Source organism: Micromonospora radicis (assembly GCF_003583405.1).
GTDB classification, from domain to species: domain Bacteria; phylum Actinomycetota; class Actinomycetes; order Mycobacteriales; family Micromonosporaceae; genus Micromonospora; species Micromonospora radicis.
In genome coordinates, this window is the sequence record NZ_QXEC01000002.1 from 289,603 (window position 1) to 305,273 (window position 15,671).

Annotated in this window: 14 protein-coding genes; 12 read left to right on the plus strand and 2 right to left on the minus strand. The window is 72.2% G+C overall.

Features of this window, described 5'->3' with window-relative positions; all coding sequences use genetic code 11:
* Positions 1-35 precede the first annotated feature (35 nt).
* From truB to dapB, 6 genes are all read left to right on the plus strand, one after another.
* Positions 36-920: a tRNA pseudouridine(55) synthase TruB gene (truB, locus tag D2L64_RS03985; RefSeq protein WP_119573217.1), complete on the plus strand. Its 885-nt coding sequence runs from the start codon at positions 36-38 to the stop codon at positions 918-920.
* Positions 921-1,005: 85 nt separating this feature from the next.
* Entirely contained in the window at positions 1,006-1,935 is a 930-nt protein-coding gene (locus tag D2L64_RS03990) for a bifunctional riboflavin kinase/FAD synthetase (protein WP_119573219.1), read from the plus strand.
* 174 nt (positions 1,936-2,109) lie between these two features.
* Positions 2,110-2,379, plus strand: a complete 270-nt coding sequence (gene rpsO / locus D2L64_RS03995; RefSeq protein WP_111243763.1) for a 30S ribosomal protein S15 — start codon at positions 2,110-2,112, stop codon at positions 2,377-2,379.
* A 223-nt stretch (positions 2,380-2,602) separates the two neighbouring features.
* On the plus strand, positions 2,603-4,981 hold the full coding sequence (locus D2L64_RS04000) for a polyribonucleotide nucleotidyltransferase (RefSeq protein ID WP_119573465.1): 2,379 nt from the start codon (positions 2,603-2,605) through the stop codon (positions 4,979-4,981).
* 182 nt (positions 4,982-5,163) lie between these two features.
* Positions 5,164-6,492 carry a M16 family metallopeptidase gene (locus D2L64_RS04005; RefSeq protein ID WP_119573466.1) on the plus strand — a complete coding sequence of 443 codons (1,329 nt, stop codon included), beginning with the start codon at positions 5,164-5,166 and terminating at the stop codon, positions 6,490-6,492.
* Between the two features lie 69 nt (positions 6,493-6,561).
* Entirely contained in the window at positions 6,562-7,335 is a 774-nt protein-coding gene (gene dapB, locus D2L64_RS04010; protein WP_407663049.1) for a 4-hydroxy-tetrahydrodipicolinate reductase, read from the plus strand.
* A 244-nt stretch (positions 7,336-7,579) separates the two neighbouring features.
* Here dapB and D2L64_RS04015 read toward each other — a convergent pair whose 3' ends face one another.
* Entirely contained in the window at positions 7,580-8,161 is a 582-nt protein-coding gene (locus D2L64_RS04015; RefSeq protein WP_119573223.1) for a GNAT family N-acetyltransferase, read from the minus strand.
* Positions 8,162-8,196: 35 nt separating this feature from the next.
* Here D2L64_RS04015 and D2L64_RS04020 point away from each other — a divergent pair, with 35 nt between their 5' ends.
* Entirely contained in the window at positions 8,197-9,510 is a 1,314-nt protein-coding gene (locus D2L64_RS04020) for a glycosyltransferase family 87 protein (protein WP_119573225.1), read from the plus strand.
* Here the strand turns inward: D2L64_RS04020 and D2L64_RS04025 are convergent.
* On the minus strand, positions 9,409-9,960 hold the full coding sequence (locus tag D2L64_RS04025) for a GNAT family N-acetyltransferase (RefSeq protein WP_119573227.1): 552 nt from the start codon (positions 9,958-9,960) through the stop codon (positions 9,409-9,411). The two genes, D2L64_RS04020 and D2L64_RS04025, sit on opposite strands and share 102 nt — an antisense overlap.
* Positions 9,961-10,039: 79 nt before the next feature.
* Here D2L64_RS04025 and D2L64_RS04030 point away from each other — a divergent pair, with 79 nt between their 5' ends.
* From D2L64_RS04030 to D2L64_RS04050, 5 genes are all read left to right on the plus strand, one after another.
* Positions 10,040-11,269: a winged helix-turn-helix domain-containing protein gene (locus D2L64_RS04030; protein WP_119573228.1), complete on the plus strand. Its 1,230-nt coding sequence runs from the start codon at positions 10,040-10,042 to the stop codon at positions 11,267-11,269.
* Positions 11,266-11,940: a DUF2752 domain-containing protein gene (locus tag D2L64_RS04035; RefSeq protein WP_407663050.1), complete on the plus strand. Its 675-nt coding sequence runs from the start codon at positions 11,266-11,268 to the stop codon at positions 11,938-11,940. Before D2L64_RS04030 ends, D2L64_RS04035 begins: the two co-directional genes overlap by 4 nt.
* Before the next feature lie 147 nt (positions 11,941-12,087).
* Complete coding sequence (gene thyX / locus D2L64_RS04040) at positions 12,088-12,831, plus strand: FAD-dependent thymidylate synthase (RefSeq protein WP_119573467.1); 744 nt, start codon at positions 12,088-12,090, stop codon at positions 12,829-12,831.
* A 111-nt stretch (positions 12,832-12,942) separates the two neighbouring features.
* Positions 12,943-13,869, plus strand: a complete 927-nt coding sequence (gene dapA / locus D2L64_RS04045; protein ID WP_119573232.1) for a 4-hydroxy-tetrahydrodipicolinate synthase — start codon at positions 12,943-12,945, stop codon at positions 13,867-13,869.
* 52 nt (positions 13,870-13,921) lie between these two features.
* Positions 13,922-15,613, plus strand: coding sequence for a ribonuclease J (locus D2L64_RS04050; RefSeq protein WP_119573234.1), 1,692 nt, complete (start codon positions 13,922-13,924; stop codon positions 15,611-15,613).
* Positions 15,614-15,671 lie beyond the last annotated feature (58 nt).

The window sequence follows — 15,671 nt, forward strand, 5'->3', positions numbered from 1 at the left end:
GACCCGGCCGACCGGATCTGGCAGGCTTGCACGTCGTGAGCACAGACGGTCTGATCGTGGTGGACAAACCGGGCGGCATGACGTCGCACGACGTGGTGGCGCGGATCCGCCGGTTCGCGCGTACCCGCCGGGTCGGGCACGGCGGCACCCTCGACCCGATGGCCACCGGCGTGCTGGTGATCGGCGTCGGCCGGGCGACCCGCCTGCTCACGTACGTGATCGGCGCGGACAAGAGCTACACCGCCACCATCCGGCTCGGACAGGCGACCGTCACCGACGACGCCGAGGGTGACGTGATCGCCAGCGCGCCCGCGGGCGGACTGACCGACGAGGCGATCCGGGCCGCGCTGAGCGCGTCGACGGGCGAGATCGACCAGGTGCCCAGCGCGGTGAGCGCCATCAAGATCAACGGTCAGCGGGCGTACAAGCGGGTCCGCGAGGGCGAGAGCGTCGACCTGCCGGCCCGTCGGGTCACCGTGTCCCGGCTGGACGTACTGGCCATCCGGCGCGACCAGCCGGACGTGGTCGACGTAGACGTCGACGTGGCCTGCTCGACCGGCACCTACATCCGGGCGATCGCCCGGGACGCCGGCCTCGCGCTGCGGGTCGGCGGTCACCTCACCGCGCTGCGGCGTACCGCCGTGGGTGGCTTCACCCTCGCCGAGGCCGCCACCCTCGACGAGCTGGAACGACGCGCCCCCGAGGTGGTCGAGCTGCCGCTGGCCGCCGCGGCCGGCCGGTTCTTCCCGCGCCGGGACGCCACCGCGGACGAGGCGCGGGTGCTCTCCCACGGCGGCCCGCTCGACCCGGTCGGCCACACCGGCCCGTACGCGGTCTTCGATCCGGCCGGCGGGTTGATCGCTATCGTCAGCGAGCGGGCCGGCCGGGCCCGTGCGGAGATCGTGCTCGCCCCGGCCTGACCGGCGGGACGCCGGCGGCGGGACGACCGCCTCGGCCGGCGGCGGGACGACCGCCTCGGCCGGCGGTACGACAGGGAGGAGCAGCATGCAGCGGTGGCGGGGGTACGACGCGGCGCCGGGTGGCTGGGGGCGGTCGGTCGTCACCATCGGCGTCTTCGACGGTGTTCACAAGGGCCATCAGGCGACCATCGCGCACACCGTGGCCCGGGCCCGCGAGCTGGGCGTGCAGTCGGTCGTGGTCACCTTCGACCCGCACCCGGCCGAGGTGGTCCGGCCCGGGTCCCACCCGGCGGTGCTCAGCGAGCCGGCCCGCAAGGCGGAGCTGATCGAGGCGCTGGGGGTGGACGTGCTCTGCGTGGTGCCGTTCACCGCCGAGTTCTCCCGGCTGCCCGCCGAGGCGTTCGTGCACGACGTGCTGGTCGAGCACCTGCACGCCGCGCTGGTCGTGGTGGGGGAGAACTTCCGCTTCGGGCACCGGGCGGCCGGGGACGTTGCGCTGCTGGAACGCCTCGGCCGTACGTTCGGCTTCGCGGTCGAGGGCGCCCCGCTGGTGGCCGAGGCCGGGACCGTCTTCTCCTCGACGTACATCCGCTCCTGCGTCGACGCGGGCGACGTGGCCGCGGCGGCGGCCGCGCTGGGCCGCCCGCACCGCCTGGAGGGGGTGGTGGTCCGGGGCGACCAGCGCGGTCGTGAGCTGGGCTTCCCGACCGCCAACCTGCTCTGCCACCGGTACGCCGCGATCCCCGCCGACGGCATCTACGCCGCCCGGCTGGTGCGGCGGGGGCAGCGGCAGCCGCTGGGCGCGGCCGTGTCGATCGGCACGAACCCCACCTTCTCCGGCCGGGAGCGTCGGGTCGAGGCGTACGCGCTGGACTTCGCCGGCGACCTGTACGGTGAGCGGCTCGCCCTGGACTTCGTGGCGCACCTGCGGGGGCAGGTCCGGTTCGACTCGATCGAGCCGCTGGTCGCCCAGATCGCCCAGGACGTCGAGCGGACCCGCCGGGCGCTGGCCTGACGGGCCTCATCCGGGCGATCGGGACGAGGTGCTGGTAGGCTGGCGGAGACGTCGGCTGACCGACGTGGGTCCTCGCATGTCTGCTCGACGCCGCGGGTGCGAGGACGGTCCGGTAGCGGTGCCCGAGTCTGGCCCCTGCCGACCACATCGACAACCCACTGAAACAGGGAGAACATGGCGCTCGACCAGCAGTCCAAGGCCAAGATCCGCGAGGAGTACGCGACCGTCGAGGGCGACACCGGTTCGCCCGAGGTGCAGGTCGCGGTCCTCACCAAGCGGATCGCTGACCTCACCGAGCACCTGAAGGTGCACAAGCACGACCACCACAGCCGCCGTGGGCTGCTGCTGCTGGTCGGCCGCCGCCGTCGGCTGCTCAACTACGTGCAGAAGAAGGACATCAACCGCTACCGGTCGCTCATCGAGCGACTCGGCCTGCGCCGGTGACGTGACGGGGAGCGGCCCTGACCGGGCCGCTCCCCGTCGGCGTCCCACCTCGAGACACGGGCCGCGAGCACCCAGACAGGGGAGCCGTCGGCGTACCCGGTCTCCGGTAGTGGCCTCCGGGCGCCCCGGCATCTCGCCGGTGGTCCCGGGCGCTTCGATCGAAGACCGGCCGTCGGTACAGCTCCCGCTCGTGGCCCCCGATGCGAAGGAGCATTGCCGCACCATGACCGAGACCAAACTCGGCACCGAAACCCGTACCGCCGTGATCGACAACGGGTCGTTCGGCACCCGTGAGATCACCTTCTCCACCGGTCGGCTGGCCCGCCAGGCCGCCGGCTCCGTCATCGCCCAGCTCGGCGAGACGGTCGTCCTCTCCGCCACCACCGCCGGAAAGCAGCCGAAGGAGCAGTTCGACTTCTTCCCGCTGACCGTCGACGTCGAGGAGCGGATGTACGCCGCGGGTCGCATCCCCGGCTCGTTCTTCCGCCGCGAGGGCCGGCCCAGCGAGGACGCCATCCTCACCTGCCGGCTGATCGACCGGCCGCTGCGCCCGTCGTTCGTCAAGGGCCTGCGCAACGAGGTCCAGGTCGTCGAGACCATCCTCGCGCTCGACCCGCAGCACCCGTACGACGTGGTGGCGATCAACGCCGCCTCGATGTCGACCAAGCTCTCCGGCCTGCCGTTCTCCGGTCCGATCGGGGCCACCCGGATGGCCCACGTCGACGGCCAGTGGGTCGCCTTCCCGACCTACGAGGAGCTGGAGCGGGCCACCTTCGACATGGTGGTGGCCGGTCGCGCCCTGGCGGACGGCGACGTCGCGATAATGATGGTCGAGGCCGAGGCCACCGTGAACACCACCAAGCTGGTCGCCGGCGGTGCCGCCGCGCCGACCGAGGAGGTCGTGGCCAGCGGTCTGGAGGCCGCCAAGCCGGCCATCCGTGAGCTGTGCCGGGCGCAGAGCGAGCTGGCCGACGTGGCCGCCAAGCCGGTCGCCGAGTTCCCCGTCTTCCTGGACTACCAGGACGACGTGTACGACGCGGTGGCCGAGTTCGCCCGTGCGGACGTCGCCGAGGCGCTGCAGATCGCCGGCAAGGCGGACCGCGAGGGTGCCCTGGACGCGGTGAAGGCCCGCCTGGTGGAGGAGGTCGGCCCGCGCTTCGAGGGGCGGGAGAAGGAGATCTCCGCCGCCTTCCGCTCGCTGACCAAGTCCGAGGTGCGTAGCCGGGTGCTGCGCGAGCAGGTCCGCATCGACGGCCGTGGCCCGCGCGACATCCGTCCGCTCAGCGCCGAGGTCGGCGTGCTGCCCCGGGTGCACGGCTCGGCGCTGTTCGAGCGTGGCGAGACCCAGATCCTCGGCGTCACCACGCTCAACATGCTGCGCATGGAGCAGGCGCTGGACACCCTCTCCCCGGAGAAGTCCAAGCGCTACATGCACAACTACAACTTCCCGCCGTACTCGACCGGTGAGACCGGTCGGGTCGGTTCGCCGAAGCGCCGCGAGATCGGGCACGGTGCCCTCGCCGAGCGGGCGCTGTTGCCGGTACTGCCCTCGCGCGAGGAGTTCCCGTACGCCATCCGCCAGGTCTCCGAGGCGCTCGGCTCCAACGGCTCCACCTCGATGGGTTCGGTCTGCGCCTCCACGCTGGGCCTGCTCTCCGCCGGTGTGCCGCTGAAGGCGCCGGTGGCCGGCATCGCCATGGGCCTGATCTCCGACGAGGTCGACGGCAAGACCCAGTACGTGACGCTGACCGACATCCTCGGTGCCGAGGACGCCTTCGGTGACATGGACTTCAAGGTCGCCGGCACCCGGGACTTCGTCACCGCCCTGCAGCTGGACACCAAGCTCGACGGCATCCCGTCGGACGTGCTGGCCGCCGCGCTGCAGCAGGCGTACGAGGCCCGGCAGACCATCCTGGACGTGATGCAGCGGGCGATCGAGGCACCGGCCGAGATGTCCGACTACGCGCCTCGGGTGACCACGGTGAAGATCCCGGTCGACAAGATCGGCATGGTGATCGGGCCGAAGGGTCAGACCATCAACGCCATCCAGGACGAGACCGGCGCCGAGATCTCCATCGAGGACGACGGCACCATCTACGTCGGCGCCACCAACGGCCCGTCGGCGCAGGCCGCGGTCGAGCGGATCAACGCGATCGCCAACCCGACCATGCCGAAGGCCGGTGACCGCTTCCTCGGCACGGTGGTCAAGACCGCGCCGTTCGGCGCGTTCGTCTCGCTGCTGCCCGGCCGCGACGGCCTGCTGCACATCTCCAAGGTGGGCGACGGCAAGCGGGTCGAGAGGGTCGAGGACTTCCTCAACGTCGGCGACCGGGTCGAGGTCGCAATCGCCGACATCGACCAGCGCGGCAAGATCTACCTGGACAAGGTCCGCCCGGAGGGTGCCGAGGCACCGGCTGCCGCCGAGGAGGGCGGGGACCGGCCGGCCGGCCGGGACCGGGGCGACCGTGCCCCGCGGGACCGGGGCGACCGGGAGCGTGGCGGCGACCGGGGCGGCCGTGGCCCAGAGCGGGGCGAGGGCGGCGGCGACGGTGGCGAGGGCGGTGGCGACTCCCGTCCCCGGCGTCGCACCCGGCACAGCTGATCTCCGCACCGCTGTACTGAACCGCTGACCGGCCGGGCGACATCGTCGCCCGGCCGGTTCGTCACCGAACACCCCTCTCGTACTGGAAGCAGGTTGCCGTGAGTCGCACCCGGCGTTCGTCCCTTCCCGCGGCTCGCCCGGCGGCGACCCCGCCCGGCAGCGCCCGGCACGCCACCGGCACCGTGCGCGCGGCCGGCGGCTCGACCCGGGCGGTCACCCGGACGTTGAGCGAGGACCCGCTGGGCGGTACGGTGCGCCGCACGGTGCTGCCGAGCGGCTTGCGCGTACTGACCGAGGCGATCCCGGCGATGCGCAGCGTCTCCTTCGGCATCTGGGTGGCGGTGGGTTCCCGCGACGAGACCGGGTCGCAGGCCGGCGCCGCGCACTTCCTGGAACATCTGCTCTTCAAGGGCACCCACAAGCGGGGTGCGCTGGAGATCTCCTCGGCCATCGAGGCGGTCGGCGGGGAGACCAACGCCTTCACCACGAAGGAGTACACCTGCTACTACGCGCGGGTGTTGGACGAGGACCTGCCGCTGGCCATCGACGTGATGTGCGACCTGGTCGCCGACTCGGTACTGGAACCGGCCGACGTGGAGACCGAGCGGGGCGTGATCCTGGAGGAGATCGCCATGCACGACGACGAGCCCGGCGACGAGGTACACGACCTGTTCGCCCGGGCCGTCTACGGTGACCACCCGCTGGGCCGGCTGATCTCCGGTACCGCCGACACGGTCACCCCGATGACCCGCCGCCAGATCCAGTCCTTCTACCGGCGCCGTTACGTGGCACCGCAGATCGTCATCGCCGCCGCCGGCAACCTCGACCACGCCACCGTGGTCCGGCTGGTCCGGCAGGCGATGCGGGACAGCCCGCTGGACACCGACCCGGCGACTCCCGCGCCGTACCGGCCGGCCAACCCGGCGGTACGCACCCGGGCCGCCAGCACCGTGGTGGAGCCGAAGGAGACCGAGCAGGCGCACGTCGTACTCGGTTGCCCCGGCATCGATCGGGTCGACGAGCGGCGGTTCGCCCTCGGCGTGCTGAACAACGTGCTCGGCGGCGGCATGTCCAGCCGGCTGTTCCAGGAGATTCGCGAGCGGCGTGGACTGGCCTACTCGGTCTACTCCTACGCCAGCCAGTACGCCGACAGCGGCCTGTTCGGCGTCTATGCCGGCTGCGCGCCAGGGCGGGTGAACGAGGTGCTCGAACTGACCCGGGCGGAGTTGGCCCGGACCGCCGCGCACGGCATCACCGAGGACGAACTCGCCCGCGGCAAGGGGATGAGCAAGGGCTCGTTCGTGCTCGGCCTGGAGGACACCGGCTCCCGGATGAGCCGGCTGGCCAAGGGCGAGCTGCTCTACGGTGACCTGATGCCGGTCGACGAGCTGCTCCACCGGGTCGACGCGGTCACCCTGGACGACGTCAACACCCTCGCCGCCGACCTGCTCGCCCGGCCGATGTCCCTGGCCGTGGTGGGGCCGTTCGCCAACTCCGACTTCCCCACCTGACCCGCACCCCCGGCCACCTCGCGTGGCGGTGGGTTACTCGTGGGTCGTCGGCGTCACGATTGGGATAGGTTGTGCCGCGTGACTGACGAGCGGGAACAGGGCACGATCCGGGTCGGCGTACTGGGTGCCGGCGGCCGGATGGGCGCCGAGGTGTGCAAAGCGGTCGACGGAGCAGCGGACATGAAGCTGGTGGCCACGGTCGACCAGGGCGACGCACTGTCCGAGCTGACCGACGCGGGTGCGCAGGTGGTCGTCGACTTCACCACCCCCGACGTCGTCATGGACAATCTGCGCTGGTGCGTCGACCATGGCGTGCACGCGGTGGTCGGCACCACCGGCTTCACCGAGCAGCGCCTCGACCAGGTGCGCGGCTGGCTGGCCGGCAAGCCGGGCCTGGGCGTGGTGATCGCCCCGAACTTCGGCATCGGCGCCGTACTGATGATGCAGTTCGCCACCCGGGCGGCCCGGTACTTCGAGTCGGTCGAGATCATCGAGCAGCACCACCCGCGCAAGCTCGACGCGCCCAGTGGCACCGCCACGCACACCGCCCGCCTGATCGCCGCGGCGCGTGCCGAGGCCGGTCTCGGGCCGGTGCCGGACGCCACCGCCGACGAGGTGCCCGGCGCCCGCGGTGCCGACCTCGACGGGGTACGCGTGCACGCGGTCCGGGCCACCGGGCTGGTCGCCCACCAGGAGGTGCTCTTCGGCACCACCGGCGAGACGCTGACCATCCGGCACGACTCGTACGACCGGGTCTCGTTCATGCCCGGCGTACTGCTCGCGGTCCGCGCGGTCCGCAGCCGTCCCGGCCTGACCCTCGCCCTGGACCCCCTGCTCGACTGAGCGGCCCTGGTCGGGTTATGCACGGCCGGGCCGGGCGCCGCCGGGCCGGGTCCGCCCGCGGATCCTGGCCAAAGCAGATCCGGGGACCGGCGTGATTTCATGGTGAGATTTTTATTTCACTGTGAAATCAGCGTTCTGAAGCCGACCGGCCCGGGTAGCCGCTCGGCTCGGCCGGCTCGCTCGGCTCGGCCGGCTCGGCCGGCTCGGCTCGGCACCGCTCGGCATCGCTCGGCTGGGCCCCCGGTCAGGTCGCCTCGGGTGGCTCGGTGGGGAGGGCGACGTGCAGGCGGAGCTGGGGGACCAGCATGTCGTCGACGTCCAGGGCACGACCCGCGCCGTCGGGTTCCCAGCCGGCGGTGGTGAGGAACTTGCGGGACGCCTGGTCGCCCTCGAACACCCAGGCCAGTGCCCGGGTGAAACCGGACTCCCGCCACAGGTCGACGCTGGCGGCGAGCAGCCGACTGCCGTGTCCACGCCGACCCCAGCGCGGCTCCACGAGCAGGTCGGTCACCGCGACGACCTCCGGTCCGAGCGCTTCGGCGGGCTCGTTCGGGGCCAACGCCTCCGGATCGACCGGACCGGAGGCGGCGAAACCCACCAGATACGATTGCTCGGCCTGCTCGACGGCGACCAGCACCCGGTGGCTGTCGCCGGGTGGCTGGCGTACCGCCGCTTCCCAGCGTTGGGCGAGCCACGCCTCGTCGAGGTCGGCCAGCACCTGCCGGGGCAGCAGCCGTCGGTAGGCGACCCGCCAGGTCGCGAGCTGGATACGTGCGATCTCGCCGGCGTCCTCGGGACGCGCCGGGCGGACAAACCCGAGAGCCATGGGACGACAGCCTACGCAGGGTGAGGGAGGCGACGGTGGCGCAGGGTGCCAGGCGGACGGTCGGGCAGATCATCGCGGTGCTCGTGCTCGCCGTCGCGGTGGCCGCCTTCCTGTCCGTGGCGGCGGCCCGGCACGGCTTCTTCGACCTGCAGGTGTACCGGGGTGCGCTGGTCTGGTGGGCACGCGATGGCGGGGAACTCTACGACTACCTGCGCCCGGGAACCCAGTACGGCTTCACGTACCCGCCGTTCGCCGCGTTGCTGATGCTGCCGATGGCGTACCTGTCCTGGCACGCGGCGATCGTGGTGAGCGTGGCCGCCGGTGTGGCGACCAGCGCCGTACTGATCTGGTGGCTGCTCGACCCGGTGGCGCGGCGGGCCGGCTGGACCCGCTGGTTCGCCTTCGCGGTGGCGCTCTGCCTGGCCGCGGCCTTCGAGCCGATGCGCGAGACCATCAACTTCGGCCAGGTGAACACGCTGCTGCTGTTCCTGGTGGCGGTGGACCTGGTCCGGCTGTTGCCGGGCGGCAGCCGGTGGGCCGGGGTCGGCATCGGCCTGGCCACCGCGATCAAACTCACCCCGGGCATCTTCATCGTCTACCTGCTGGTCACCGGCCGCGTCCGCGCGGCGGTCACCGCCGTGGGCGCCGCGACCGGGGCGACGGTGCTGGCCGCGGCGCTGTTCCCGGACGCCTCGCGGGAGTTCTGGACCACCGCGCTGTGGAACACCGGCCGGGTCGGCGAGTTGGCCTTCGTCTCCAACCAGTCGCTGCGGGGCGTGGTCGCCCGGCTCGACCCGACCAGCCCCAGCACGCTGGCCTGGCTGGCGCTGGTCGCCGCGACGGTGGCGCTGTGGGTGTGGCGCTGCCGCGCCGCCGCGTCCGCCGGGGACTTCGCCGCCGGTCTGGCTCTGACCGGCGCGGTGATGTGCCTGGTCAGCCCGGTCACCTGGGTGCACCACCTGGTCTGGCTGCTGCCGGGCCTGCTGCTGCTGGTCGACAACGGCATGGCCGCGCCGTCGCGTAGTCGGCGGCGCCGTCTCCTGCTGCTCGCCGCGATCGTCGGGTACGCCTTCCTGACCAGCCGGATCGTCTGGGCCTGGGAGCGTGACTTCACCGGGATCGACGGGTTCCTGTTCAGCAACACCTATGTGTGGATCAGCCTGGCGCTGTTGGCCTTCCTGCCGCTGCGCCGGCCCGCCGCGATGCCGACGGCGCCGGACTCACCCGGCGAGCCGGCCGGTCCAGACTCACCCGGCGAGCCGGCCGGTGTAGCGCAGCTCGACCAGATCGAGCGGCGTACGCCCGCCGGACAGCGGCACCTGGTAGGTCGACCGCTCACCGTCCGGTGACAGTCCGGCCCGCTGGTAGAACCGGCGGGCCCGGTGGTTGTCCGCCAGCACCCAGAGCCGGTACTCCGTCCACCCCCGCTCGACCAGTCCGGTCCGGGCTGCGGCGAACAGGGCCGTCGCGGTGCCGTCGCCCCAGTGCTCCGGCGCCACGTACATCGCCACCACCTCGCCGTACGCCGGATCCAGGTCGCCCCGGTCCTGGTCGTTGCGGTACGGGCCGAAGGTGGTGAACCCGGCGAGGACGCCGTCGGTCTCGGCGAGCAGGGTGGTGAAGGGGTGCTCCGGGTCGGCGGTACCCAGATCGCGGCGGCGTTGCGCCCAGGCGACCGGGTTGAGCCGGGCCAGCACCTCGTCCGGCATGATCCCGGCGTAGCCGGCCCGCCAGCCGTTCACGTGCACCCGGGCGATCGCCTCGGCGTCGGCGGGTTGCTCCCGGCGGATGGTCGGCATGTCTGCCGTTCTACGCGGCCGGGCGCGGCAGGTCCAGCGTCGCGCACGGGTGTCGTACGTCTGGCGTAGCCTGCCTGCGATGGTCGCACCGGAATCGCTCTCGCTCGCCCAGGCCCGGCGGATCGCGCTGGCCGCACAGGGCTTCGCCGACCCCGCGCCCACCGCGGCGCCCACCCGCCGTCACCTGCGCCGGGTGCTCGACCGGGTCGGTCTGATCCAGATGGATTCGGTGAACGTGCTGCAACGGGCGCACTACCTGCCGCTCTACAGCCGCATCGGGCCCTACCCGACCGCGCTGCTCGACTCGGCCGCCTACCGACGCCCCCGCGAGCTGTTCGAGTACTGGGGACACGAGGCGTCCCTGGTGCCGGTCGGTCTGCATCCGGCGCTGCGCTGGCGGATGGCCCGGGCACATTCCGACGCCTGGGGTGGCATGCGCCGCATCGCCCAGGACCAGCCGAAGCTGGTGGCCTGGGTACGCGACGAGGTGGCCGCCCGGGGCCCGCTCACGGTCGCCGAGATCGAGCACGACGCGCCGCGCCAGACCGGCAACTGGGGGTGGAACTGGTCGGCGGTGAAACAGGCACTGGAGTACCTCTTCTGGGCCGGCGAGGTGTGCGCCGCGCAGCGCACCACCTCGTTCGCCCGTCGCTACGACGTACCCGAGCGGGTGCTGCCCGCGGCGGTCCTCGACGCGCCCACCCCGAGCGACGCCGAGGCGTACCGCACGCTGGTCGGCATCGCTGCCCGCTCGCTCGGCGTGGCCGCGGAGGCGGAGTTACGCGACTACTTCCGCCTGCCGGTGGCCGGGGCCCGGCAGGCCATCGCCGACCTGGTCGACGCCGGCCAGCTGCGCCCGGTGACGGTGCAGGGTTGGCGCCAGCCCGCCTGGCTGCACGCCGACGCCCGGCTGCCCCGCTGGGTCCGCGGCAACACGCTGGTCAGCCCCTTCGACCCGCTGGTCTGGGAACGTGCCCGCACCGAGCGGCTGTTCGACTTCAGCTACCGCATCGAGATCTACGTGCCGGCACCGCAGCGGGTGCACGGGTACTACGTGCTGCCGTTCCGGCAGGGTGAGCGGTTCACCGCCCGGGTCGACCTGAAGGCCGACCGCAAGGCGGGGGTACTGCTGGTGCCGGCCGCCTGGGCCGAGCCGGGCGTCGATCCCGGCGAGACGGCCGTGGCGCTCGCCGCCGAGCTGTACCGGCTGGCCGGCTGGCTCGGTCTGGACGCGGTGGCACCGCCGGCCGCCGGCGACCTGGCCGCCCCGCTGGCCGCCGCGTTGGTGGGCGTCGCCGGTGTACGGTGAGCTTCGTGACGAGTGTTGACCGACCGGCTGCCCAGCCACCGCCACCGACCGGCGAGCCGCTCGCTGCCGGGCCAGACGGCGCCGGTCCGCACGGTCCCGGACCGGATGCTCTCGGGCCGGGCGGTATCGGGCCGGGCGAGGTCGGGCCTGATGGTGTGGGGTCGGGCGGTGTCGGGCCTGGTGGATGGCCGGCGGGCTACCCGGCCGGCTACCCGGTGGCCGAGCCGGACCGGCTCTCCCGGTTCGTCGCCCGGCTCTACGACCGCACCCCGCGCTGGGTGGTGCCGCTGGCCGCGGTCGGCTGCGTCGCCGCCGGCATCGGTTACACGCTGCTCAGCGATCCCACCCGGTCGGCGCCGGATGCCCTGCCGACCTGTCTGCTCAAGCTGACCACCGGGCTGGACTGTCCGGGCTGTGGTGGCACTCGGGCCCTCTGGTACGTGCTGCACGCCGACCTGCCGGCGGCCGCCCGGCACCACTTCCTCTTCGTCCTCGCGTTGCCTTTCCTGGCGTACTTCTTCGTCGCCTGGGCGGGCAAGCAGGCGTTCGGCTGGCGGCTGCCGGAGCTGCGGGTGGGCCCGAAGCTGGTCGGCGTCTTCCTGGGCGCCTGGCTGGCCTTCTCGGTGGCCCGCAACCTCCCCTGGCCCCCCTTCACCGCCCTATACGTCTAACCCCCGCGCACGCCCTTCACGGTGTGAAGGGTGCACTTCGCCGACCATAGGTGCAAGATCTCGTGCGGGGCGGGGCGGAGAGGGCGCGCGGGGCGGGGCGGGGAGGGCGTGCGGGGTGGGTGGGGTTAGAGTCGCGTCATGCCGGAGATGGTGCAGCCCCAGGTCAAGCTGATCGCGTGGACCCACTTCGACCCGCCGCAGGACGTGCCGTGGTCGACGGATGCCGACGGGGGGCAGGCGCTCGCGGAGTTCGCCGGGCGGGCCTGCTACCAGAGCTGGAAGAAGCCGAACCCGGTCACCGCGACCAACGCCGGCTACCTGGCACACATCCTGGAGGTCGGGCACCTCTCGGTGCTGGAGCACGGTTCGGTGAGTTTCTACTTCACCGGCGTGTCCCGCTCGTTCACGCATGAGCTGATCCGGCACCGGCACTTCTCGTACTCGCAGCTGTCCCAGCGGTACGTGCCGGAGCGGGACGCGGCGATGGTCGAGCCGACCGTCATCGCCGAGGACCCGGAGCTGCACAAGCGGTTCGTCGAGGCGGCGGAAGCGAGCGTACGCGCGTACAACGAGCTGCTGGAAGGGCTTGAGCAGCGCTTCGCCGACGAGCCGAACCCGACACTGCGGCGCAAGCAGGCCCGGCAGGCGGCCCGTGCGGTACTGCCCAACGCCACCGAGACCCGGATCGTGGTGAGCGGGAACTACCGGGCGTGGCGACACTTCATCGCGATGCGCGCCACCGAGCACGCCGACGTGGAGATCCGGGAGCTGGCGGTGGAGTGCCTGCGGCAGTTGCAGCGGGTCGCGCCGAACGTCTTCGCCGACTTCGCCATCTCCACGTTGCCCGACGGCACCGAGGTGGCGGCCAGCCCGTACGCCCAGCAGTCCTGAGCGGGCGCCCGCCCGTACGCCCAGGGTCATGAACGGCCGTCCGCCCGCACGCCGAGGGGTCATGAGCCCTTCCCCGGCGGACCCCCGCCGGCTGTCCGCTAGGTTGTCTTCATGACGCACGACCACGTTGACACACCGGTTCGGGCGGTGTCCCGCCCCTTCGGTCGGGTGATCACGGCCATGGTCAGCCCGTTCACCGCCGACGGCGCGCTCGACCTCGACGGTGCCGCCCGGCTGGCGGACCACCTCGTCGCGACGCAGGGCAACGACGCGCTGGTGGTCAACGGCACCACCGGCGAGTCGCCGACCACCACCGACGCCGAGAAGGAACTGCTGATCCGCGTCGTGGTGGAGGCCGTGGGTGACCGCGCGCGGGTGCTGGCGGGGGTCGGTACCAACGACACCCGGCACACCATCGAGCTGTCTGCTGCGGCGGAGAAGGCCGGCGCGCACGGGCTGCTGGTGGTCACGCCGTACTACAACAAGCCGCCGCAGGCCGGGTTGCTGCGTCACTTCACCGCCGTGGCCGACGCGTCCGGGCTGCCGGTGATGCTCTACGACATCCCGCACCGGTCGGGTGTGCCGATCGAGACGGAGACGTTGGTCCGTCTCGCCGAACACGGCCGGATCGTCGCGGTGAAGGACGCCAAGAGTGACCTGACCGCGACCAGTTGGGTGACCAGCCGTACCGAGCTGGCGTTCTACAGCGGCGAGGACTCGTTGACCCTGCCCGCGCTGGCCGTCGGCGCGGTCGGCGTGGTCGGCACCTCGACGCACTTCACCGGTGCCGCGACCAAGCAGATGATCGACGCGTACGACGCGGGGGACATGGCGACCGCGTTGGCGCTGCACCGTCGACTGCTGCCGCTGTTCACGGGCATCTTCCGTACCCAGGGCACGATCCTGGTCAAGGCCGGGCTGACCGTGCAGGGCCTGCCGGCCGGCCCGGTCCGGCCGCCGTTGGTGGATGCCACCGAAGACCAGCTGGCCCAGCTGCGCGCCGACTGCGCGGCAGCGGGCCTGCCACTTGCCGAATGATCAAACGACCGTACCGACGCCGGGTGACGGTGTCGCAGAATGAGGTGAACGCGTGACCGAGGCGCACAACGAGGAGGCCCAACTTCCCCCGCCGCTGCCGGAGGGCGGATTGCGGATCATCCCGCTCGGTGGGCTCGGCGCCATCGGTCGGAACATGACCGTCTTCGAGTACGACGGGAAGTTGCTGGTCGTCGACTGCGGTGTGCTCTTTCCCGATGTGGAGCAGCCCGGCGTCGACCTGATCCTGCCCGACTTCGGGCCCATCCTCGACCGGCTCGACGACATCCAGGCGATCGTGCTGACCCACGGTCACGAGGACCACATCGGTGCGGTGCCGTACCTGCTCGCCCACAAGTCCGACATCCCGTTGGTCGGCTCGCAGTTCACCCTCGCACTTGTCGAGGCGAAGCTGGCCGAGCGGCGGATCCAGCCGTACACGCTGACGGTGCGCGAGGGCGGCCGGGAACGGCTCGGCCCGTTCGAGTGCGAGTTCTTCGCCGTGAACCACTCGATTCCGGACGCGCTGGCGGTGGCCATCCGTACCCCGGCCGGGCTGGTGCTGCACACCGGCGACTTCAAGATGGACCAACTGCCGCTGGACGGCCGGATCACCGACCTGGCCGGCTTCGCCCGGCTCGGCGCCGAGGGCGTCGACCTGCTGCTGTCGGACTCCACCAACGCGGAGATCCCCGGCTTCGTCACGCCGGAGCGGGAGATCGGCCCGGTCCTCGACTCGATCTTCGCTCGGGCCCGGGGCCGCATCATCGTCGCCTCGTTCGCCTCGCACGTGCACCGGGTGCAGCAGGTCTTCGACTCGGCGGTCGAGCACAACCGCAAGGTCGCGCTGATCGGCCGGTCCATGGTGCGCAACATGGGGATCGCCCGCGACCTGGGGCTGCTCAACATCCCCGCCGGGCTGGTCGTCGGCCTCGACGAGGCGACCTCGATGCCGCCGGAACAGATCGTGTTGATGTCCACCGGCTCGCAGGGCGAACCGATGAGCGCCCTGGGGCGGATGGCCAGCGGCGACCACCGGCACATCACCATCGCCCCGGGCGACACGGTGGTGCTGGCCTCGTCGCTGGTGCCCGGCAACGAGACGTCGGTCTATCGGGTGATCAACCGGCTGGCCCGCGCCGGTGCGGTGGTGGTGCACAAGGACGTGGCCAAGGTGCACGTCTCCGGGCACGCCCCCGCCGGTGAGCTGCTCTACCTGCTCAACGTCGTACGCCCCAGCAACCTGATGCCGGTGCACGGCGAGTGGCGGCACCTGCGCGCGCACGCCCGGCTCGGCATCGAGTCCGGTGTCGCGCCGGACCGGGTGGTGCTCTGCGAGGACGGCGACGTGGTCGACCTGGTGGAGGGGCGGGCCAGTCTGGTCGGGCACGTCAAGAGCCGGTACGTCTACGTCGACGGCCTGGCCGTCGGTGACGTCAGCGAGTCGCTGCTCACCGAGCGGCGGATCCTCGGTGACGGCGGGTTCATCGCCGCGACCGTCGTGGTGGACTCGGTCACCGGCAAGGTGGTCGCCGGCCCGACGGTGTCGGCCAAGGGCTTCTCCGAGGACCAGGCGGCGTTCAACGCGGTGATCCCGTTGGTCACCGAGGCGCTCAACCGGGCCGCCGCGGACGGCATCACCGACCCGCACCAGCTCCAGCAGATCGTCCGCCGGACCGTGGGCCGCTGGGTCAACGACGCCTACCGCCGACGCCCGATGATCGTCCCCACTGTCGTGGAAGTCTGAACCGTTCGGGCGATTCGCCCGTACTCCGACCCGGCAGGCGTGCCCACGCCGGCCGGGA